The sequence below is a fragment of the Mesorhizobium newzealandense genome, from assembly GCF_042682145.1.
GTDB classification, from domain to species: domain Bacteria; phylum Pseudomonadota; class Alphaproteobacteria; order Rhizobiales; family Rhizobiaceae; genus Mesorhizobium; species Mesorhizobium newzealandense.
The window spans coordinates 235058-257817 of sequence record NZ_JBHUGZ010000001.1; the positions used below are offsets into that span (position 1 = coordinate 235058).

The 22760-nt window shown below is 61.3% G+C and carries 16 protein-coding genes; 10 read left to right on the forward strand and 6 right to left on the reverse strand.

Annotated features, from left to right (window positions below; genetic code table 11):
- The gene (locus ACFSOZ_RS01105; RefSeq protein ID WP_379092491.1) at positions 1-981 is read left to right on the forward strand and encodes a hypothetical protein; all 981 of its coding nucleotides are present in this window, start codon (positions 1-3) and stop codon (positions 979-981) included.
- A gap of 31 nt (positions 982-1012) precedes the next feature.
- Here ACFSOZ_RS01105 and ACFSOZ_RS01110 read toward each other — a convergent pair whose 3' ends face one another.
- From ACFSOZ_RS01110 to ACFSOZ_RS01120, 3 genes are read right to left on the reverse strand one after another with little or no spacing between them, the layout of a single operon-like run.
- Positions 1013-1363, reverse strand: coding sequence for a hypothetical protein (locus tag ACFSOZ_RS01110; protein WP_379092494.1), 351 nt, complete (start codon positions 1361-1363; stop codon positions 1013-1015).
- The gene (locus ACFSOZ_RS01115; protein ID WP_379092497.1) at positions 1363-1803 is read right to left on the reverse strand and encodes a DUF6484 domain-containing protein; all 441 of its coding nucleotides are present in this window, start codon (positions 1801-1803) and stop codon (positions 1363-1365) included. The genes ACFSOZ_RS01110 and ACFSOZ_RS01115 overlap by 1 nt, the downstream gene beginning before the upstream one ends.
- 10 nt (positions 1804-1813) lie before the next feature.
- On the reverse strand, positions 1814-4141 hold the full coding sequence (locus ACFSOZ_RS01120) for a type VI secretion system Vgr family protein (RefSeq protein ID WP_379092500.1): 2328 nt from the start codon (positions 4139-4141) through the stop codon (positions 1814-1816).
- 237 nt (positions 4142-4378) lie between these two features.
- Between ACFSOZ_RS01120 and tagH the strand changes: the two genes are divergently transcribed.
- The 8 genes from tagH (at position 4379) to ACFSOZ_RS01160 (ending at position 18908) form a co-directional block, all read left to right on the forward strand.
- Positions 4379-5440: a type VI secretion system-associated FHA domain protein TagH gene (gene tagH, locus ACFSOZ_RS01125; protein WP_379092503.1), complete on the forward strand. Its 1062-nt coding sequence runs from the start codon at positions 4379-4381 to the stop codon at positions 5438-5440.
- Between the two features lie 305 nt (positions 5441-5745).
- Positions 5746-7257, forward strand: a complete 1512-nt coding sequence (tssL, locus tag ACFSOZ_RS01130) for a type VI secretion system protein TssL, long form (protein WP_379092507.1) — start codon at positions 5746-5748, stop codon at positions 7255-7257.
- 22 nt (positions 7258-7279) lie between these two features.
- Entirely contained in the window at positions 7280-10843 is a 3564-nt protein-coding gene (gene tssM, locus ACFSOZ_RS01135) for a type VI secretion system membrane subunit TssM (protein WP_379092510.1), read from the forward strand.
- Between the two features lie 156 nt (positions 10844-10999).
- Positions 11000-11773: a PP2C family protein-serine/threonine phosphatase gene (locus ACFSOZ_RS01140; RefSeq protein ID WP_379092513.1), complete on the forward strand. Its 774-nt coding sequence runs from the start codon at positions 11000-11002 to the stop codon at positions 11771-11773.
- Between the two features lie 5 nt (positions 11774-11778).
- On the forward strand, positions 11779-14202 hold the full coding sequence (locus tag ACFSOZ_RS01145) for a serine/threonine-protein kinase (protein WP_379092516.1): 2424 nt from the start codon (positions 11779-11781) through the stop codon (positions 14200-14202).
- Positions 14203-14310: 108 nt separating this feature from the next.
- Complete coding sequence (locus tag ACFSOZ_RS01150; RefSeq protein WP_379093796.1) at positions 14311-14721, forward strand: DUF1036 domain-containing protein; 411 nt, start codon at positions 14311-14313, stop codon at positions 14719-14721.
- A complete protein-coding gene (locus ACFSOZ_RS01155) occupies positions 14718-17048 on the forward strand; it encodes a M23 family metallopeptidase (RefSeq protein ID WP_379092519.1) in 2331 nt (776 codons plus the stop codon). The genes ACFSOZ_RS01150 and ACFSOZ_RS01155 overlap by 4 nt, the downstream gene beginning before the upstream one ends.
- A 213-nt stretch (positions 17049-17261) precedes the next feature.
- On the forward strand, positions 17262-18908 hold the full coding sequence (locus ACFSOZ_RS01160) for a caspase family protein (protein ID WP_379092522.1): 1647 nt from the start codon (positions 17262-17264) through the stop codon (positions 18906-18908).
- 39 nt (positions 18909-18947) lie between these two features.
- On the opposite strand, the gene ACFSOZ_RS01165 is transcribed toward ACFSOZ_RS01160, so the two are convergent.
- Positions 18948-19484 carry an OmpA family protein gene (locus ACFSOZ_RS01165; RefSeq protein WP_379093799.1) on the reverse strand — a complete coding sequence of 179 codons (537 nt, stop codon included), beginning with the start codon at positions 19482-19484 and terminating at the stop codon, positions 18948-18950.
- A gap of 193 nt (positions 19485-19677) precedes the next feature.
- Here ACFSOZ_RS01165 and ACFSOZ_RS01170 point away from each other — a divergent pair, with 193 nt between their 5' ends.
- Complete coding sequence (locus ACFSOZ_RS01170) at positions 19678-20253, forward strand: DUF6931 family protein (RefSeq protein ID WP_379093802.1); 576 nt, start codon at positions 19678-19680, stop codon at positions 20251-20253.
- 68 nt (positions 20254-20321) lie between these two features.
- On the opposite strand, the gene ACFSOZ_RS01175 is transcribed toward ACFSOZ_RS01170, so the two are convergent.
- Together ACFSOZ_RS01175 and ACFSOZ_RS01180 are read right to left on the reverse strand one after the other, a co-directional pair.
- Positions 20322-21566: a caspase family protein gene (locus ACFSOZ_RS01175; protein WP_379092525.1), complete on the reverse strand. Its 1245-nt coding sequence runs from the start codon at positions 21564-21566 to the stop codon at positions 20322-20324.
- Between the two features lie 19 nt (positions 21567-21585).
- Entirely contained in the window at positions 21586-22695 is a 1110-nt protein-coding gene (locus ACFSOZ_RS01180) for an OmpA family protein (protein WP_379092528.1), read from the reverse strand.
- Positions 22696-22760 lie beyond the last annotated feature (65 nt).

The window sequence follows — 22760 nt, forward strand, 5'->3', positions numbered from 1 at the left end:
GTGAGCGTGGACAGGATCCTCTACATCCTGTTCAAAGCGACGGCGGGAGAAGAGGATGACCGGCTCGTCGCCTCCGGTCGCGTTGCCGATGGTTCGGTTGTGCTTCGGCGTCGAGAGGAGGTCGCGGACCTCATCTCTTTCACGGCCTTGCAGCCGCCCTTCGAAGCCCAAGCCGCGGGACTGACTGGAGAGGGGGAGGTGGTGTATTTTTCCGAATCCGTCAGTCAACGTGAGCAGATACCTGGAGCCGGATTCGCCTCCGGAAGTGCGATGAAGTTCGGCCGCATGACAAAAATCGTGCAGATCGGCAATCGACTATTGGCGCTCGGCTATGGGGGGCAAGTCTACATGCGGACGCCATCGGAGGGCTGGAGGTTTCTCGCGGGCCCGAGAGGCAGCGATGACGGGTCAACAAACCTGGTCTACTTCTGCGCTGTCGAACACAAAGGCCGACTGTATTTTGGCGGAACGGAGACGAAGCGATTCAGGAGTACAGCAGAGATTGATGCTGCGAGCCAAGCCGGCGATGGCCGACGTCTCGCGCGTGCGATCCTGGCGGCGAAGGTACCGGATAAAGCTGTGATTTTGGCATACGACGGTTCGTGGAGCCAAGCGGATTTTGATCATCCCGGAACTGTCGTCGAGATGCTGGAGGCTGGCAGATCCATCGAGATTTTCACAACCAATGGACGGATTGTCTCGACACCCGATTTCCAGGAATTCAGCGACGTATTCGCATTCAGCAAAAAGAAGACGTTCTGGGACATCAAACGAACAGAACATGGGATCCTTGTGTACTTCGACGGCACACTTTTCCGGTGGACCGGCGAGATGGAGCCGTTTGAACCGTCGCTGCCTAGCGTCGACGAAAATTTTATAAACGTCTCAAGCTATGCCGGATTGCTGGGGGCGTTCGCCCCGCGTCAAATCTACAAGCTGGATGGAGACGATTGGAGCGAGGTCACCTATACTTTGTCGTAAAATGGCAGGGGGAGGATCGTACAAAAATTCTTCAGATATCAGCCCCTGGCAACTTGGCAGCCAGGTATTTGCGCACTTGGTCGAGGTTCAACTGCTTGAGAGGGATAGGACTAGTCGCTTCCAGCATCCGGATCACAAAAAGCTCCCCTGCTTCGGAAAACTCGTCGAAACGCTCCTTTGCGATACGCTTGCCTTCGACACCCGCAATACGCAGCCCAAGCAGATGTGCCTCTAGCCGTTCTATGAGCCGCTCCACGCGCTCCTCGTCCATCTCGGGGTTTTCGCCGGGATGCAGTAGATGGTGGTCGTAGACCGTCCAGAGGAAGGCCGCCATTTCCGCGTGCTGACGTACAATTTGTTCGAGAACCGGTGGCTTTGGCATCAGTTCAGGTTCACCGAACCACCCCGGATGCGGTTGGTGACGCTGGCGTGGCTGACCAGATAGGTGCCTCGAATGGTGATATGGCCGTCCTTTTCCATGATGATGACCGACTTGCCGCATCTCAGCTCAAGCCGCTCGCTCGAACTGATCTTCACCGTTTCACCGTCACGCACCACATGAGCGTCGTCCCTAGGGCTACTTGTCTGTCGTTTTGCGGGGTCGACAATACGCCCAACGATCAGCGGTTTCAGCGGATTGGCATTTTCGAACAGCAGTGCGACTTCTGACCCGATCATGTCAGACGACAGTTCGGTCAGACTTCGCGCCTGCAAGGCTACTTCCTCCCGATTTCCGGGAAACACCACGAGCGGCGCACCTTGGTCGAACCCGAGCAGCAAACCAATCACCACTCCATCAATCCGTTCGTCGATATCGTTCATGGGAGCGTCCTCAGTTCTGCTTTATCTCCGAGCCTTTCATGATGATGTCGCTCGAAGCATTGACGTTTATCTTTCCTGAACCTTTGATGGTGATGTCTTTGCCCTTGATGGTGATCGTCCCATCCTTTTTCATAAGAATTTCCGCGCTCCCCGTCTTGATCGTGACGGACTCTTTGGCCTCGATGGTCAGGTTCTTGCCGACCACAATGCCCGCGTCCTCGCCAACTTGGGTAAGGCTCTTTTTACCGATCTTGAGTTCGTGCGCCCCATTAACCTGAGTCGAAGCGTCCTCGCCCACCTTGATGATATGTGTCTTACTGATCTGCGTGTTCTGGGCGCCGCCGATCTTGACGCCCTGATCGGAACCGATCTGTATGCTTTGGCTTGCTCCGACGTTCCAACTGTCCGACGCGCCGATATCGTGGCTCTGGCTGATGCCGACAGTGACCGATCGTGTCGCGCCGATCGTGTTGGTCTGAACGCCGCCCACAGTTCGGGTCTCGGCGGCGCCAACCGTGTCTATGCGAGCGGCGCCCACCGTAACGGTCTGGACAATCCCCACCGTCTGAGAATGATTGGCGTCGATGTTCTCCGTCGAGTTCGACACGACATGGATCGTCTCGTTGGCCATGACCGTCAGCGAACGGTTGGCGCCCACTGTCTCGGTGTCGTTCGAGCCGATGTTGGTGGTCTGGTCGACGCCGACCTTGACCGTCTTGTTGTTGCCGACGTCCTCGTCGAGGTTGTGGCCGACGGAGTGCTTGGCGTCGTGGTCGATGCGGTCCGACTGGTCGTGTTGCACCAGCTTGGTGCGGTCATGCTTGATCAGCAGGTTGTGGTCCTTCTGAGCCTGGAAATTGACCAGTTCGGAGCCGGCCTTGTCTTCGAACATCAGCTCGTTGTAGCCGCCGCCGCCTTTGGAGGAGTCCGACTTCCAGCCGGACTGCGTGGCGCTGCCCGGCAGGCCGTATGGCGGCATCTGGGATGCGTTGTAGACCCTGCCGGTGATGATCGGCAGGTCCGGGTCACCCTCGATGAAGTCGACGATCACCTCCTGGCCGATGCGCGGTATCTGGATGAACCCCCAGCCGCTGCCGGCCCAGGTCTGCGAGACCCGCACGAAGCAGGAACTGTTCTGGTCCTTCTTGCCCAGGCGATCCCAGTGGAACTGCACCTTCACGCGCGCATATTTGTCGGTGAATATTTCCTCGCCGGACGGGCCGACCACCGTCGCCGTCTGCGGCCCGCGCATGATTGGCCGTGGCGTGATCCGTGGCGGACGATAGGGCAAGGCGGTCGGCGCCAGGCCGAGGATCACCTTGAAGTTCTCGCTGTCGACGTCGGCATGGGCTCTGTAGCCCGGGTCGAACAGCCTGTATTCGGCGCTGACCACCAGATATTCCTGGTTCTGGTCTTCGCGCGGAAAGCCTTCCAGGTTGAATTTGCAGCCCGAAAACAGGCCGCGCACGGTGCCGACAGCGGCGATGCGCTGGTGCACGGCCTGGATTTCCTCGCGCCGGATCGCGGCCAGGCTGTCGCCCCGGCCCACTTCGAGATGCGCGCCGGGCTGGCGGTAGTTCTCGCCTGCGGCCAGCTTGTGACTGAACGGCTGGGCCGACTTGGCCATCAGGTCGGCGCCCGGCTTCTCGAAATCATAGTCGGTGTGGGCATAGGCGCCCGGGCGCACCGAACTGCCCGGTATCCACTCGGTGATGTATTCGACGTCGCGCCGGGAGCCCTGACCTTCGAAGTGATAGGGCACTTTCTCGTAGCCCGGCGCAGGCTTCAGCTTGCTCATCGCGTCGGTCAGGACAAGCGTGTGCTTGCCCTCGTCATGTTCGAAGAAATACAGGATGCCCTCATGCTCGAGCAGTCGCTGGACGAAATCCAGATCGGTCTCGTCGTACTGCACGCAATATTCGCGCGGGGGATAGGACCCCTGCAGGCGCAGATCGAATTCCGCCGTGCTGTATTTCTTGAAGATGTCCTTGACGATGTCGACGACGCTCTTGTTCTGGAAAATCCGGCAATCGGTGGTGTTGCCGAGGAACCAGAGCCACGGCCTGGCGACTGCTTCGTAGTACGCCAGCCGGTCCTCGATCCGGGTGAGCCGGAACTCGGACACGATGCCGCTGAACCAGCGTTTCGGATCGGATTCACCTTCGACCGAAACGACACCCCCCAGCATCTTCAGCGGATCGATATTGGCGTCCGTGCCTACGAACCCGGCCGTATAGGCAAAACAACGACTGATCTCATCGCGCCCGACAAGATGCGTGAACGTCAAAAGCTCGGCGCCAACCGGTGTCTGTACAACCGTGGCACGTTCGTTCGGCATGGTCGTGCCCCTCCTGGACGCGGCCGCCGGCGCGGAGGATTGAAGTTCCCGCACTCTGTTCAGGAACTTTTTCGACCCGCCGCACCAGGCCACCTGAAGCCTACCACATGTTGCCCCGCCGACCAAAGAGGCGGGTGGCGACCGTGTCGAGGCATCGACTCGAAACGCAGCTGTCCTGTTTTACGCGCAAACTGCTAGAATGGTGGCGTATCGATCAACGATCGACGGCGATCTTGGATGTATATCAGTCTACAAATCAACAATATCGACGCCTTGCCCGCTGGAATCTCGACCGGATACTCAGCGCGCGATCGCGGCTTCGAAATCGGACGCGATGCTTGTGACTGGACCTTGTCGGACCCCGACAAGTTCATCTCGGGCCGGCACTGCGAGGTTCGATACGAGGCAGGCGCGTTCTGGCTGCACGATATCTCGCGCAACGGGACCTTCATCAACGGATCGAGCCAGCGCCTGACCGCCCCGCATCGGCTGGGCCATGGCGACCGGATGCTGATCGGCCGCTATGTCATCCTCGTATCGATCGACGAGGAGCGCGCCACGGCAGGCTATCCCCAAACCAGCCACGGTTCGGCGCAGCGAGAAATGCCGGTCGCGGCAGGCCGGTCGCTGGAATTCGGAGATGGGCCTTTCTTCGATCCTGCGCAGCAACGGTCCGGGCAGCGCGTTCCGGCGCCGGCATTCTCGTCGCCCCCCACACCCCTGCCCTCGACCAGGGACGAAGTGCTGCGGGAGATCGCAATCGGCGCCGGCATTTCGCCGGAATTGCTCCAATTGCGCGACCCGCATGAAGTGGCCGCTGAAATCGGCGCGGTCCTGCGGACGGTGGTCGAGGAGCTGACCTTGCTGCTGAAGGCACGCGCGGCCGCGAAAATGTTGGCCAAGAGCACACAACGAACGATGATCAGCGCCGCCGACAACAATCCCCTGAAGTTCGTTCCGGGAACCGACGACATCCTCGAAATCATGTTCGCTCGCCGCAGGGCCGGCTATCTTGATGCCAGGCGCAGCATCGAAGATGCATTCCGCGATCTCAAGACGCACGAATTCGCCACCTATGCAGCCATGCAAGCTGCGCTCTCCCGGCTGCTTGACGACCTGTCGCCCGAGGCGATCGGCAGGAAACTCCCCCCGACGTCGTTTTCGTCGAAGAAGAGCCAGGCCTGGGACGCCTATGTCGCGACATGGCGGACCATGGAGGAAGCACACGAAAACGGCATGCTGGATATATTCCTGGCCTACTTCAGCGAGGCCTACGCCAAAGCCGACAAGCCAAAATAGGCGATCCAGGAAACACATGGCCAGGAAACGTATCGCACACCAATCGGCGAAGAAAAGTCTCTTCGACATCAGGCATCCGGTTCCAATCGGCAGTTTCCGAGATTACGATCGCATACGACAGTTCGCCAAGCGGGTAAGACTCATTGAGCTGGGGGTCTGCGGCAAATGTCATGTTACGGCGGGATAGCGTTTTCTAGCCAATCTTCCTCCGGAGACTGCCACGGCCGGCAGCGGCTGCCTTTTCTTTACCTGAACCGGCCAATCTCGCCCAATCGCGGGCACATCGCCTGCACGGACGATCGGCGATGAGTTCGAAGGACGACCCCTTCGGCCCGGCGGGCAAGACCGTCATTCGCGCAAGTCCACGGCGCGCGCAAAAATCGCCATCAGGTCCCGAGCTGCCTGTCGCGGACGGAGGCCAACCCTCCCCGGTCAAGGATTCAACGGTGTTCGACCCTGGTTTCGGGCCGCATACACCGCCGGGCTGGACATCCGGAACCGTGATTTATCAAGGTGCGGCTTTGGCTGCCGCGGCGGGCGCCGGCTCTTCGGCCGCCGCGCCGACGCCGGGCGTCGAGCAGGCGATGCTGCTCGGCACCGCGGACATGGTCAAATACTCCGCGGCAAACCCGTTTCTCGCCGCGGCAGCACCTTTGCTGATGCTGTTCGGGCAACTCAGGCTGATGTCCGTCGAAAGACAAGCGGAGCCACTGGCGCAACATGTCGCCGACGCGATCGAAAAATTCGACCGCACAATGGAGAAGTCAGGCGTTCCCGAAGAGGATACGCGGATTGCGAAATTTGCTCTGTGCGAAACCGCCGACGATCTCATCGGCAACCTGCCCTGGCCCAAGAGCGACGACTGGGCGCAACACAGCATCCTGCGGCAGTTCTTTCGCACCGAGACCACCGGCACAGGCTTCTACGAAGCCCTCAACACGATACTGGGCAATCCCGAGACGCACTACGATCTGCTCGAACTGATGCATGCCTGCCTGTCGCTGGGTTTCGAGGGCCAGTATCGAGGCCTGACGCGCGAAGACAGCAATCTCGAACGCGTTCGACGCGACGTCTACGAAACGCTTCGCTATTTCAGGGCGCGTGCCGGCGAAGACATCTCGCCGCACTGGCAGGGCCTTGCGGCGACGATGGCGCAGCCGTCGGCCCGCCTGCCGCTGTGGGTCGTCGCCGCAGCGGCGACGGCGCTGCTGACAGCGGCGTTCTTCGCATTGCGGGTCTTCATCACCAATGAAGGCGACACCGCCGCCGGTGAATTGCTGGCACTCAACCCATCGACACCGGTCGCCATCGAGCGCGCCAGCGTGGCGCCGTTGGCCGAGCCGGCGAAAGTCACGCCACCAGCAGCCACCGCACAGATCGATCGCATTCGCTCGGCACTGGCCAAGGAAGTCGAAGGCGGTGGGCTGACCATCGGCACGAAGGGCGACTTCATCGTGGTGGAGATCAACAATCTCCTGCTGTTCCAGTCCGGCAGGGCCGAGGCGAAGCCGGAATTCCAGCCCACTGCCGCGGACATCGCCGCGGCCCTGGAACCCGAGCCCGGACCAATCCGGATCGTCGGCCACACGGACAATGTGAAACCGCGAAAATCGAGCCCGTTCAAATCCAACTTCGACCTTTCCGTCGCCCGGGCGAAGGCTGTCGAAACGATGATGGCATCGAAATTCAAAGATCCCTCGCGACTGACGGTCGATGGCAAGGGCGAGGACGAGCCAATTGCCGACAATGCGACGCCGGAAGGCCGCGCCAGGAACCGCCGTGTCGATGTGATGATCCCCAGGGAGGAAACATTGTGAGCACGGCCAGGTGGAAGCGCCCATGACGCGTTGGCTGCTGCGGATGTTCAGCGTGACCGCGCTGGCCGGTTTCGCGGCGGCAGTGTGGTTTGCCGGACCATTGATCCGCTTCGCCGATACCCGTCCGCTCGGACCTGCCTGGCTGCGCGCGACGATCATTGGTGTGATCGTGGCGGTGCTGGCGCTTTTCTACGGGCTGCGCTTCTGGCAAGCGAGAAAGGCGCAAAGAAAGCTCGAAACTGTCGTTGCACACAATGACGACCGCGATGACGACTCGCGGGTGCTCGAAGCCCGCATGAATGAGGCCGTGGCGGCGCTCAAACGGTCGAGCGGCAAGCGTAACTTCCTCTACGAGATCCCCTGGTACGTCGTCATAGGTCCGCCGGGTGCCGGCAAGACAACGGCACTGGTCAATTCGGGGCTGAGTTTTCCGCTTGCCGGTTCGGGGACCGCCCAACCGGTGGCTGGCGTTGGCGGAACACGCGCCTGCGACTGGTGGTTCACCGACCAGGCCGTGCTGATCGACACCGCCGGACGCTACACGACGCAGGACTCCAATGCCGACAGCGACAAGACGAGCTGGCTCGCCTTCTTGTCGCTGCTCAAGCGCTACCGCACCAGACAACCGATAAACGGCGTCATCCTCGCCATCAGCCTTGCCGATCTGATGAGCTTCGACGATCAGCAGCTTGATGCGCACGTGGTCGAGATACGCAGCCGCCTCAGGGAAATCCATGAGACGCTGAAAATCCAGTTTCCGGTGTATCTGCTGTTCACCAAGGCAGATCTTGTTTCCGGGTTCATGGATTACTTCGGCGGTTTCGACGAGCCGCGCAGGCGCAAGGTATGGGGCGCGACATTCCAGACCGCGGAACGCGACAGGAACATGGCCGCCGAGGCCCCTGCCGAATTCGACGCGCTAGCAAAGCGACTGGCAGACGAGATGGCCGACCGCCTCCAGGAAGAAGCCGATCCGGTCACGCGCATCTCCATCTTTGGCTTTCCGGCACAGTTCGGCGCGCTGCGGGGCCGAATTACCAGTTTTGTCGCCAGCCTGTTCGATCCGACCCGCAGCCAGGTGAACGTCAGCCTGCGTGGACTCTATTTTTCGTCGGGCACGCAAGAGGGAACGCCAATCGATCAGGTGCTGGGCGCTATCGGCCGCAGTTTCGGCAGCGGTTCGAAAGCCCATCTTTCCGGCACCGGCAAGAGTTTCTTTTTGCACGATCTGCTGACAGACGTCATTTTTGCCGAATCCGGATGGGTTTCGTACGACAAATCGGCTGCAAGGCGTGCGGCAATCGCCAGATTCGGCGGCCTCGGCGCAATAACGCTGGTCGCGGCAGCTGCACTGGGTACGCTCGCCCTGAGCTTCGCGGCCAACCGGTCGCTGATCGCCTCCACAACTGTGGCCATGGGCCAGTATCGCGAGACGGCGGACCCGCTGCTCAAGGCGACCACGGTCACCGATGTCGACCTCGAAAACGTCATCGGCCCGCTCGACCAGTTGCGCGATCTGCCGGCCGGGTTCGAAACCGGCGATTTGCCGACACCGATCGAGGAGACGTTCGGCCTCAGCCAGCGGGAGAGACTTCTTTCGGCATCCAAAACGGCTTATCGGCAAGCGTTGGAACGAATGTTCCGATCGCGCCTGCTGATCCAGGCCGAGCGGACGATCCAGGCCAAGATGGCTGATCCCGTCGCGCTCTACGAACCTTTGAAAATCTATCTGATGCTTGGCGGCAAGTCGCCGAGGGTCGATGACGCGCTGATCGTTTCCTGGATGAAGCAGGATTGGGAACAGAACCGATATCCAGGCGAAAACAACCGCGAAGGACGCGAGCAACTCGAAAAGCACCTACGCGCCATGCTCGCCTTGGACGATGCCTATGATCCCGTCTTCGAACTCAACCAGCCGCTTGTTGAAGCCGCTCAACGCTCCCTCGGGCGCATGAGCCTTGCCGACCGAGCTACCGCATTGATCAAGTCGGCGGTATACGCGGCAGCGCTAAACGATTTTTCCGTCTCCCAGAAAGGTGGCCCGGAAGCGCAGCTGCTGTTCGAGCGCATCGATGGCAGCGATCTGTCAGGTCTTCGTGTTCCCGGTATCTACACCCATGCCGGCTTCAACACCTTCTATCTCCGGCAACTTTCGCGCATTGCGCAGATGCTTGTCGACGAGCAGTGGGTCCTCGGCGGCGGCGGCGAACAAGGCGACATCGATCTGCAATTGCTCAAGCTCGGCCCCGAACTTCTCGATCGTTACGGGAAGGAGTTCGCAACCGCGTGGAACAGTGTTCTCGACCAGTTGAAATTCAAGGCGATGCTGACGGACAAGCCGCACTACATCGCGCTTTCAGCCGCTGCCTCGCCAACCTCGCCAATAAACCAGCTCTTTGCGGCGATCGCCAATGAAACAGCCCTGACGCGAGACGCAGGCGACGGCAACGGTCCTGGCGCCGGGACCGAAGCAGGCACGGCTCAAAACCAGCCAGGGAACGCCGCGGATTTCGCCAGGGGCCTGGCCCGCATCGGCATACAAATCGCCACCGGCAAATCGCAAAGCCGCGCCGGCACAGGGGCTGCCGCCGTGCAGAACCTGAATCCAGGTGCGAACATTGAAGCGCAGTTCAGATCATTCCAGGCGCTTGTGAACGGCCCTGACGGACACCGCCCGATCGATGCACTGACCCAGAACTTCAGCGATATCTACCAGAGCCTGCAACTGGCAGCCGAAGTTCCTTCGCAGACCGAGCGGGTCAATACGAACCTGCAGCTGCAGATAGCCACCCTTCGCGCCAATGTCTCGCGCCTGCCCAGGCAACTCGGCCGGATGGTCAACGCGACGGCAGATGAGTTTGAAGGCAACGTCGCCGAAACCTCGGTGGCAAACTTGAACCAGCTACTCGACCAGACGGTCACGGCCCCCTGCGAGGCGGCGATCAATGGCCGTTATCCCTTCGCCGGCGACGGCACCGAGGATGTTGCCATGGCGGATTTCGCGAAACTATTTGCTCCGGGCGGGTTGATGGACCGGTTCTTCGCACAAAATCTTGCATCGCTGATCGACATGACCGGTCAGGACTGGAGCTGGAAACAGGATGCGCGCTTCGGACGCGACCTGTCGAAATCGACCCTGAAAGACTTCCAGCTGGCTGCGGAAATCCGCAGCGCCTTCTTTCCATCGGGCGGTTCGGTGCCCTCGGTCAGCGTCACCTTCACACCGTTCTCACTGCATGGCGATGCCGATGCGGCGATACTCGACGTCGATGGTCAGATCGTCCAGAGCAACCAGACGGACAATGCACCGAGCACGGTGACCTGGCCGAGCGGTACGGCTTCCGCGTCCGCCAGTCTAAGCCTGGCACCGGAAATGCCAGGCCGCGAATCCGCCATCAAGTTCGACGGGCAGTGGGCACTGAAGCGGCTTCTGGACAAGGCCGCCATCACCAGCAACGACAGCACCACGCAAGCACGCTTCGTCATCGGCGGACGCGACGTTACCTATACGGTCGAGACTGGCTCCGGCTCCAACCCCTTCTTCCTCCCCGCGCTTTCCGGGTTCAGCTGTCCCAAGGCGTTTTGAGATGGGGTTGATCTGGTCGGCATGGCGCCGGTCCGTAGACCACCCACGCCAAAGCTTAGTTTTCGATACTTTAATGTTCGAGCCTGTGGCAAAGTGGCGCGAGCGAGCGCCCAAAGGTGCGCCGCAGAGGACGCTTGAGAAGCGCTTGGTGGCAAATTGAACAATGTCGCCCTTCCCTTTGAAAGCTTCGGCGTGAGCCACAAAGGCTGTGTCCGTGAGCTCAATGAAGACAATTATCTGGTCGAGCCACAAACTGGCCTCTGGGTGGTCGCCGACGGAATGGGTGGACATGACGCGGGAGAGGTCGCTTCCGCCAGTATCGTCGATCATCTGGCAACGATCGGCATTGCGAGCTCCGCACCGGATCTTCGGGCGCGCTTCGAGGACAGGCTGAGCAGGGCCAATGCCGAGATCCGCGGCATATCCGAATCTCGCGGCATAACCATCGGCTCCACCGTTGCCGCCCTGCTGGCGATGGATGGGCGGTTTGCCTGCCTGTGGGCGGGTGACAGCCGCGTCTATCTGATCCGCAACGCCTCGATCTCGCAGATCTCGAAGGACCACACCGAAGTTCAGGAGCTCGTCGACAGGGGCATGATCAGCCCAGCCGAAGCGCTCACCTGGCCGCGCCGCAATGTCATTACGCACGCGGTCGGCGTCAGCGACGAGATCGTCATCGATTTCCAGCAAGGCGAAATCATGCCGGGGGACATTTTTGTCTTGAGCACAGACGGGCTGACGGCACATGTCACCGACGCAGAGATCGAGGCGGCGACCGTGTCCGCGACACCTCAGGCGGCCTGCGAAAACCTGCTGGAAACGGTGCTGGCGCGTGGCGGAACAGACAACGTGACTATCGTGCTTGTGAAGATCGGAGACGGGCGCGATGGGAAATCGCCCCGTCCAGATCCGTACAAAGCGGGGGGTTGAGGCCGATGAGCGCCGACGACAAGACGCGAATATCGGCGGGCGTGGCCAATACAGCCGTGGGCACGCAACTCAGCGGTATCTACGAGCTTGACGAGCGGATCGCATTCGGGGGCATGGGCGAGGTCTACCGGGGCCACAACATCCAGACCGGCGACCACGTCGCGATCAAGATCGTCCTGCCCGAGTTCGCCCGCGACCAGACGATCTTGTCCCTGTTCCGCAAGGAGGCATCGATCCTCAATCACCTGTCGCATGACGCTGTCGTGCGGTATCACGTCTTCACGATCGATCCCGGGATCGGCCGTCCCTACCTTGCCATGGAATTCGTCGACGGCGAGTCGCTGTTCGACATCATGCGACGTGGCGCGATGCCGACGGAAGAGGTGCGCAAACTCTGCCATCGCCTCGCGTCCGGCCTGAGCGCCGTGCATCAGGCGGGAGCGATCCACCGTGACCTCTCCCCGGATAACATCATCCTGCCGGGAGGCCGGGTCGACCGCGCAAAGATCATCGATTTCGGTATCGCACGATCGGCGACCGTGGGCGGTGAGACCCTGATCGGCGGAAAATTCGCGGGGAAATACAACTACGTTTCACCCGAACAGCTCGGGCTCTACGGCGGTGACGTCAGCGAGCAGTCCGACATCTACAGCCTGGGCCTGGTGCTGGTTGCCGCTTTGCGCGGCAAGCCGATCGACATGAGCGGGTCGCAGTTCGAGGTCATCGAAAAGCGCCGGACCGTGCCTGATCTCTCCGACATCGACGACGATTTTCGTGACATTGTTGAAGCCATGCTGCAGCCGGATCCGCAAGACCGGCCGATCAGCATGGCGGAAATCGCCAGGATGACGCGTGACGACAACGAGGGGACAACGCCGCCGACTTCCATCACACCCCACCGGACGGGTTTGCCGCGAGCCGGGGGAACCCTTGCGCCGGACACCAGGACCCAGGCCCGGCCATCCAATGTCGAGAGGCGCGACGCCTCGACCGCTACTGGTGCAGGTGGGCAGCCCTTCGTCCAGCATGTGCGGCCGGCGCATTTGTCCGAAGCGCGACCTCCGGCGGTCGCCGGCCCGCCACGCGCGGTCACGCCTGGAAAATCAACAAAGACCCGAACCATGACAATCGCCGCCTTGGCGGCGCTGGCTGTCGCCTCCGGCGCGGGCCTGTATCTGGGCGGCTTCATGGCGCCTGCGACGCCGACCACCGGCAAGACATCGCTTTCCGCGCCAGAGTCATCAAAGCCTGCACCGGAAACGTCAAAGCCGGCCCCCTCGGACAATGTCGCGAACGCTCCCGAGCCGGCAAAGGCGGTTCCGCCCGCGCAGCCGGAGGCGAGCGCACCGCCAGCTGAAAATCAGCAAGATGCCGTAGCGGCTCAAAAGCCGCAGCCGGCCAAGCCCGCCGAAGTACCCTCGCAGGCCAAGGAGCCCGCGAAGCCGCCCGCAACGGACGCGCAGCCGACGCCCGAAAAACCATCGCCGCCAGTCCAGCCAAATACCATGGCCAGCGACAGTCAAACGTCGGCTCCGCCGCCTGACACGACCGCTCCAGCCCCGCCAGCAGCCGAGAAGGTCTCAACGCCGCCGCCGGCTGAGCCAAAGGTTGTCGAGAGCCAAAAGCCCGAGCCCCAGACCAGCCAGCCGGCGGCGCCCGCGCCCAAACCCACTGCAAGCCAGACGGATGTCGCGAACGCCGAGAGCCAAAAGGCTACGGCACCGGAAGCCAAACAGCCGGACCAACCTGTCGTCGCGTTGAACGTGCCCAAACCGGAGGTTCCCCCGGCCGTCGACGACATTGCGCAACGTGTCGCGTGGGTTCGCGACTTCGGCGGCGGCGACTGTTTCTATGCCACCATGACGTCGGCAACCGACAAGGCCGCTGCGATCGAAGGATTTGGAACAGCGGTCCAGCCATTCGAGCAGATGCTGGGCGATTTCCAGGCAAAATTCCATGTCGAGCCGGACATCAGCGTCCGCCTCATTGAGCCAAGCCAATGCGAAGTCACCAACTTTTTGCGCTTTCTGGGCCAGACTGCGGCCGACAAGCCGCAGCTTGTTCTCGATCGGACATCGGTGCCGAACGGTACACCGATCAGCGGCACGCTGGTGACGCGCGGCGGGCTCATTTCAAGCGTGCTGCTGATCGATCACAAAGGCATGGTGTTCAATCTCGACGACCGCATCGTCGCACAATCGGGCAAGGCCAGCTTCAGCATCCCGATTGGTCTCGGCGCCGCCGACATGGCCGCCGGAAAGGCAGTGCCGCAGATCATACTGGTGATCACGGGGCCCCAGGATATCCAGGCGGCGGCGTTCTCCACGCCCACGCCAGCCTCGGTGCTGCTGCCCAAGATCCTCGAAGAAGTCGAGACCGACGGGTCTCAGTTCTCAGCCACTGCCAAGTATTTCCGGCTCGGCGGATAGCATGGGCGCCCGATGGAACGCCGCCGCTCGTGTTTGCCCAACTCGTCTGCCGACCTGCCCACAAAGCAGCGTGATCCGGTTCGAACCCTGCTTGCCCTGACGGGCCGCATGAGGCTTGCGGTCATGGCGGGCGCGGCACTGCTGGCGGTGCTGTCATCCAGCGAAGCGCGCGCCGAATTCACCGTCTGCAACCAGACGCTCGACGTCGTCAATCTCGCCGTCGGCCAGAAGATCGACAATGCGGACCAGACCGACGGCTGGTGGACCATCGGCGCAAATCAATGCGTGAACGTCATCCGCGAGGAACTGACGAACCGCTACATCTACATCTATGCGACGGACGTGTTTGGTCATGCGATCCTCACCGGATCGACCGAAATGTGCATCGAGCGGCGACGTTTCTCGATACGCGGCATCGACGAATGCTGGCAGCGCGGCCACATCGCGGCGCAATTTCTCGAAGTCGATACGCTTGAACAGGTGCGGTGGACCTTCTTCCTGACCGGAAGCAATCCGTGACGCACAGTATCGACACGAGCTTCAAGCAGAAAAAGCAGGCGCGCGCAGCCCTTCGCAGGCGCACGCTTTGGCGCAGGCTTGTTGCCGGTCTGGCAGTGGTTGTCCTGCTTTCGATCGCCGCCGGTTTCTACCTCACTGCGGACTATTGGTCGTTCGGCGACGAAGACGAGGAGCTGCACGCGGTCGAAGGCGTGGACGATGTGCCGGCCGATGCATCCGTCTATGTGCCTGCCATCATCGACCTCGCTGGGGATCCGATGTGGATCACGCTGGCGCCCGATGCCGGCGCCGCAACGAAAGGCCGAACGATGCCGCGCCCGGCGGAACTCGATCAGGCCGGCGTTTCTCCCCAGATCGAGATTCTGTCCGACGTCATGCTGAGCGCCAGCGAGAAATTCATGACGACGATTCCATCCACGCAGGAGGATTTCGCATTCTTCCAGGCGCAACGAAAGACCGCTCCAGGACCATCCGGCGATCTGCAGAACGATCTTGAGCCATCGCCCGACGCGGCGGAACCTGAGGCAGATTCGGACCAGAAGGCCGACGTCGACGATCCCGAAGCCGGCTGGGGTGAGACAATCGATGCAGGCGATGCAGCCCTTCCCGCATTCCAGAAGACCCAGATCGAAAACAACACGAGCGTCGCGGTCGTCACCAATGAGTACCAGCGGTTCGAGGCGACCGAAGACACGTTCGTGAAGATCCTCAACGACCGCAGCCTGGACAGCGTAATCCTGGATGCGCATTTCTCCGCCGACGATGCCAAGCTGGCAGGCGAGGCCCTGAAGACGATTTTCAACCGGGACGGTCTGGAACCAGGTTATGTCGTTGCCATGCGCGGTTTCAGGCCGACGCGCGAGACGACCACGATGTCCCTCATGCAGGTTTCGGTCTACGCCAAGAACGTGTTTGTCGGCACGCTGACGCGCAATGCCGCCGGCGCGTTCGTATCGGGTGTCGATCCCTGGGTCCGCGAAGATCTGTTCAACTATTCGGGCGCGCAGGCGGAAGGCACGCACAAAAGGCAGTATCGTCTGCTCGACGCGATCTACTCGACTGCAGCCCGCAACAATGTTCCGACGGGCGTGATCGGCGAAGCGATCATGTATCTCTCGAGAGGACAGGATCTGGACGCCTTTGCAAGCGAGGACCAGCGTCTTGTGCTGATCTATTCGCAGACGCCGCGCGGCAAGGACGAGGGTGCCGGGCGAGTGCTGTATGTGGGCGTCCAGGGCAACGAAAAAAGCCTCGACTGTTTCGTCTTCCAGCAGAGCGACGGCCAGTTTGCATGCGTTACGGGTGACGATCAGGTTCGCTCGCTGACAGTCACCAACGGCATGGTCACGCCGGTCAACGGGGTCATGACCTCCACCTTCGGGCCACGCAAGCACCCAATTCTCGGAACCGTTCGCATCCACAAGGGCGTCGACTGGGCAGCGCCAGTGGGCACGCCGATCGCAGCCGCCTTCGATGGCGAGATCACCTTCCAGGGCGATGGAGGCAACTATGGCAATCTGGTGAAGATTTCGCACGGAAACGGGCGCGAGACGCGCTATGCGCATATGCAGAAATTTGCAGTCGCGGCCGGTGTCGGCACCAAGGTGAAAGCCGGCGACATCATTGGCTACATCGGCACCACCGGCCTTTCGACCGGGCCTCACCTGCATTTCGAGCTTTATCAGAATGGCGAGGCGATCGACCCCCTGGGCACGGTTACCGCGATCGCTTCGGACGATTCCGCCGTCGAAACGCTCACCGACCGTATCGTTCATGTCGAGAGTGGTGGCAGCGCTCGCGCCAAGAATCCACTTTCTTCAGCGACCGGCGCCGGCCAGTTCATAACCAAGACCTGGATCAGGATGATGAATACCTACCGCCCGGAACTTGCGCGCAGCCTGTCGACCGCCGACCTGCTCGCCCTGCGCTACGACGCCACCATCTCGCGTGAGATGGTGCGCAATCTGGCACGCGAAGGCGAGGCCTACCTTCGGGCGCGCGGTCACCAGATCACAGCCGGCCGGCTGTATCTCTGTCATTTCCTGGGAATGGAAGGCGCGCATCAGGTGCTGTCGGCGGCGGGTTCGGCGCAACTGAGCGCCGTGCTGGGGTCGGCCGTCATCCAAGCCAACCCGTTTCTCACCGGCAAGACAGCCAGCTATGTGGTGGACTGGGCCGAAAGGAAGATGGGCCAAAAGCTGAGCCGCATGGCCACCGACGCCGGCCCGCAGACAACGACCACGGAGATCCGCCAGACATCGCCGGAATTCGAAAAATACAAGCAGGCCGTCACAGCCCTCATAAGCTCGATTCAGAATACGCTTTGAACCCGGCCGCGCGGCATGAGCCTCCCGGACTATCGGTGTTCCTGCTGCCAAGTGTTATCATAGACAAGTTTTTTCGGGCCGTTTGTGAACCAAAACCATGGTCAAGATCACATACGCCCAGGAGCCATTTTTTGGCACAGGCGACTCTGTCGCCGACGAAATTTAGCATGCGCAGACATCAATAGCGCGCCCTGATGGGCGGAGGGCTGGTCCATGAAAGCGTTAGCCGTCTTTCTGAGCGGGTTTATCCTGTTTTTCCTTGCCGCATTCGGCGCCCAGGCCGCCGCCGGCGCCGAGGCTGCCGCGCCCGACGCCAAGCGCGTCGCGCTGGTGATCGGCAACAGCAAATACGTCCATGCGGTTACCTTGCCCAATCCCGCCAACGATGCCCGCCTCATCGCGTCGACGCTGCGCAATGCCGGGTTCGAGGTGATCGAAGGGGTCGACCAGGACAATGCAGGCATGCACAGCCTCATCAGCCGGTTTACCGAGCAATCCTACGACGCGGACCTTGCGGTCATTTTCTATGCCGGTCACGGCATGCAGGTCGACGGCAAGAACTACCTGATACCGGTGGACGCCGAATTGACGTCGCCGGCCTATCTCAAGACCCGCACCGTTCAGATCGATGATTTCATGGCTGCTTTGCCGCCCGACCCGGCGGTTGGCGTCATCATCCTCGACGCCTGCCGCGACAATCCGCTGGCAAGAACGCTGGCCGCCGCGATGCCAAAGAGCCGCTCCACATCGTTGGGTACCGGTCTGGCGCCGGTCGAAGCAAAATCGGACGGCGTCGGAACCGGTGGCCTCCTGATTGCCTATGCAACGGATCCTGGCGCCATCGCTTTCGACGGCAATGGGGTCGACAGTCCTTACTCGACGGCGCTCGCCAGGCATCTGACCGAACCCGGCGTCGAAATCCAGGGTGCGCTGACGCGCGTGCGCGGCGAAGTGACCGAAACCACGCAAGGTCGCCAGAGGCCCTGGCATAACGCATCGCTGGGACGCGAGGTTTTCCTGGGAAAACCCGTCGCGCCAGCGGCGCCGGCTGCAAATCCCATGGCCGACGCATCGAATGGCGCGGCGACATCCGCTCCTGCCCCTGTTGCCAGTGATCCTCCTTCCTGGGAAGTAGAGCAACGTCTTTGGGATGAGGCTTCGAAGCGCAATTCAATTCCGTTCTACGAGGCCTATCTCGACCAGTTTCCGAACGGTCGCTTCGCCACCGTGGCGCGGCTGAACATCGACGAATTGAACGACCCGAAAACCCAGAACCGGCAGGTCGCGGAACTCGATACGGACCAGGCGAACGCCAGTTCCGGCTCCACCGTGCGCACCTCGGTCGGCGTTCCGGACGAGGTGAAGCAGACACCAGGCACCGAGTTGACCGAAAGTGCGATCGGCCTCGATCGCCAGGGCCGCATCGACCTGCAATTGCGCATCGAAGCGTTGGGCAATGAGCTTGGGCGCATCGACGGCAACATAGGCCCACAGACCCGTCAGGCGATCGGCATCTGGCAAGCGAAGAACGGTCTCCCGCAGACCAGCTATCTGACGCGCGAGCAACTGGCGTTCCTGGTGATCCAGACAGATCCGATGATGGAAGGCGTGCGCGCCAGGCACGCTGCCGATCAAGCCCGCGCGGCGCAGCCGAAAAAGCAGGTGGTGCAGAAGGTCCGCACGCCGAGGCCGGTGGTACAGAAACCCCGCAAACAACAGAAGGTCGTTCAGAAGCGGCGCAACCGCGAGACCGTGGTGCGGCAGGATGATCTTCCGCCACCCCAGGACAATAACGACTTCCTCACCAAGGCGCTGATCTTCGGCACCGGTGTGGCTGTGGGCGGCGTGCTCAAGGACTGACCGCCGGCGTTCCAAGGACCGCCGTGCGGTTTTGAGCGGCTATTGCGTCTTTATCCGCATTTCCACGCGGCGGTTCACAGGATCGTACGGGTTGGGGCTGCGCGGATTCTTTTCGCCCATGCCGATCGCGTTGATGCGCGCAGTCTCGATGCCGCTGGCTGTCAGGAAGGCCGTCACCGATTGCGCCCGTCGCTGAGACAGACCCTCATTGTAGCGGGCCGAACCGGAAGCGTCGGTGTATCCCTCGACGACGAAGTTGAAAGTGCTCAGCCGGTTGTCCTTCAGGGCCTTGGCGAACTCGCCGAGTTCCGCGCGCGCGGTCGTGTCGAGTTCGGCCGAATTCAGCCCGAAATTGATCAGCATGTCGAGGCCGGATTTTTGTCCCGCCGCGTCACCTGCCTTGCTCTTGCTTTTGCACTCCTCCTCGGAGCCGACGCAAATTCCTCGCGACTTGCCGAGATCGGCCGCACCGGCAAAAAACTTCACAATGTCTTCTGATTTCTGAACGGGGTCGGCGGAAGCGTGGGTCGAGAAAAACACGACCGCCAACACAAAGGCTGAACTGCTCCACTGCATAGCGGCCCCTCCTGTTTGAGCACCAGATTTCGTGCGGTTGTGATTATACCAAATTCCGAGGCAATTGTCTGTCGCCAAACGCGGAGGCACGACAGTGCCGACCGACAGTTGTTGCCGCGCCACGGTTGAGACTTGACCCGCGCCCCGCCTGGGGCTTGAGTGGCCAAAGCTCCTCGATGAAAGCGTGGCGGTCATGGCCAATGGGCTCCGATTCAAAACGGCACGGGATCTTTTCATGGCTTGTCCCGCTATTGCCCGGGACATGCGAACCCTTCCAACCGAACAGCACCCGATCGAGTTCTGCCGCAACCTCCTCGCCGGGCGCGTTCCCGAGGAAGCGATTACATTCTGTGCCTACCTGCTTCCCGAGCGGGCAGCGGTATGGTGGGCCCATGAATGTTTGAGCCACCTGACCGACCTGTTCGATGAGACCGATCACGAGTTGCTGGCGCTCGTTCGCGACTGGGTGGGTGAACCGGACAGTCCCCGCTATCGGGCAGCCGTCAGCACGGCCGCGGCGACACCGCCAACAACGCCGGTCGGCTGGATTGCCCTGGCCGCGGGATGGCGTGACAATGGTTCGGCCATGGCCGCGATGGAATCCGCCTTGCAACCATTTCCTGCGGCCCATGCGGTCAATGCGGGGATTCTGGCCGGACTGGCACGTGTCGCGCTCGCGGACCGGTTTTCCGTTCTTTCTGCATTTGTCGAAATGGGCATCCAGATGGCCGAGATCGAGGCGCTGCGCCAATCAGCGGATGCATATTAGAGCTTAAGGCGCGTGTCGCGTTCGAACGGATTCAGGCGACGCGCTTCAGGTCTTGTGGTTCTCCCGGCTTACTTGCAGCCACCTTGAGCCCACTTGGCGAGTGCCACCTTGAAGCGTGTCCCAAGCGGATGCTGCAGGCGCAAAACAGAGACGTCGTTGGAGGCGAAATTTTTCGCCTGTTCGCACAGCCGTGCCTCGTTCCATTCGTGGCAGCCGTCGCAGTGCTTGCCTTCCCATACCGACTTGTCGAGCCCCTCCACCGGACTGAAGCGTGGCATGCCCTTGATGAGATCGGCAATGCTCTTGCCATCGATTTCCGGATCACCGAAATCGATGGGGTGGTCGAAAAAGATGGGGTCGTCCGAGGCAAGCTTCGGGATTTTCTGGCGAAGCACATTGAGTGCAAGTTGGGTGTCGTCACCGGAGCCAGACGGATTTGCCGTGGCGTTGCGCACATCCGAGCCGCCTTCCGGTTGCGGAGCGCTCGCCTCGCCGACGATCAGCGGCGCGTTGAGATCGATCTTGTGCAGGACGACCTCGGTGGTCAGCGAGACATTGATCCAGGGACGCTGTTTGCCGGCGGTCGCCTTGAAGACATCGGCGGTAACGCGGTTCATCGCTTCGGTGATGGAAACATTTGTTTCGCCCATATGCGCGAGCAGCGCCGAAGCGAACGGCGAATGTTCGCCTGATCCATCATAGGCGACCTGGTTGGGACTGGTGGCGAACGCGACCAGCGTGCCGGCGCCACCATTCTCGATCGGGATTTCGGCAAGGCCGCTTCGTGCTCCCTTGACGCCGGCGGTCTTTGCCAACACCTCGGCAAGGGGATTGTCACGGCACGCATCGAGGAAAATCAGTCTTATGCTGGTCTCGCGCGACATTTGCCGCAGAACGAAATCCACGGGCACCGCTTCGAAATCGAGCGAAGTCTCGTCCTCGAGTGCTGCATCTACCGGAAGGAGGAAGTTGCTGCCTGAAACCTGCAACCCGTGGCCGGCATAGAAGAAAAGGGCGATGTCGGCGCCACGCACCTGCTTTGCGAACTGCGCAATCGTCGTCTGGGTCTGCAATTTGGTCAGATCGAAGCCGGAAACGACTTCAAAGTCCAGGCTCTTCAGGTGTTCGGCCATGGCCTGGGCGTCGCGTACCGGATTGGTCAGCGCCGGGGCATGCTGATACTGGGAGTTGCCGAGGACCAGCGCAACGCGGCGTTCGGCACTGGCGGCCGACAAGGTCAAAATCAATGCCAGCGCTACGAGCCCGATGCCGCGCATAAGGCCACCGCAACGGGCAATCAGATCGACACCCACCGGGACAACAGATCCTTCCTCAGTTGACGAGCTTGGTGGCGGAAAACTCGATCCGCCGATTGAGCGCCTTGTTCTTCGGCGTGTCGTTGGCGGCAACTGGCCGCTCCTCGCCATAGCCGGTCGCCGTGATCTGCGTGCGAGGAATGCCCGCGACAACAATGGCGTCGGCAACCGCCTCGGCCCTGCGCTCCGACAAGCGCTTGTTCTCGACAGGCGACCCATCGGAATCGGTGTATCCGGAAACCTCGACCTTCAGGTCCGGGCACTTGCCAACGACACCGACGACCTCCGAGAGCAGCGGGCGGCTTTGAGCATCGAGCCGCGCGCTCGCGGTTCGAAAGTAGATGGCTCCGGTGCGCGACAGCACCGCGAACCTGTTGAGGCACTCCTCGTCGCTGAAGTTGGTCTTCGCCGCATCGGTGGCGACAGGGCCGACATCGGCCGCGCTCGCCGCGACGGGCTGGGGAGCAGCCGACTTGCTGCCGTCAGCGGTGAACACGAAATCGAACGACACCGATGCCGTCGGAACAATGTTGGTCACATTGGCGGCCTGCTGAAGTTTGTCGACGTTCGGCAGCAGCCCGAAGTCTTCCACATGCACGGCGACAGGGGCCTCCGAAGCGACCGACACCATGTTGTCGCTGATCATGGTCACGACGACGTTGGCCTCGAGATCCTTGTCGACCCCGTGCAGGTTGAGACGGAATGGAAGAACCGCCTTCACGCGTCGCTTGCTCGCCAGGTCGGCAAATGCCGCGGGATCCACCTTGGCGGTCAGTTCGGCCGACGGAAACTTGAATGTCTCGAAGAAAAGGAACCGCATGCGGACATTGCGAAGGTCGACCCCCGTATCGACCGAATTGAGGTCGAAGGTGACCTTGGCATCACCCGTCGAGGTAAGGCTGCCGGAAATATTCCTGATCTTGTTGGTTTCGACGATCGTGTTCTTCTTGACCGACTGATAGGTGAGCACCGAAGCGGTCGGATCGAGCGTCCAGTTCGGCTGCGCGTTCGCGGTACCCAGTCCGGGCAAAAGCAACACGGACAGCGCAACGATCAAGCCAAGTGTCTCTATGGCGAGCCAGCTTCTTGAGCGTGTTTTCCACCAGAACCCGACGACTTCGAACATGGAACCCCCCTGCCTACGACAACAGACTTCCGTATCGACATCACGACCATGCGGTGCCGGGAGGG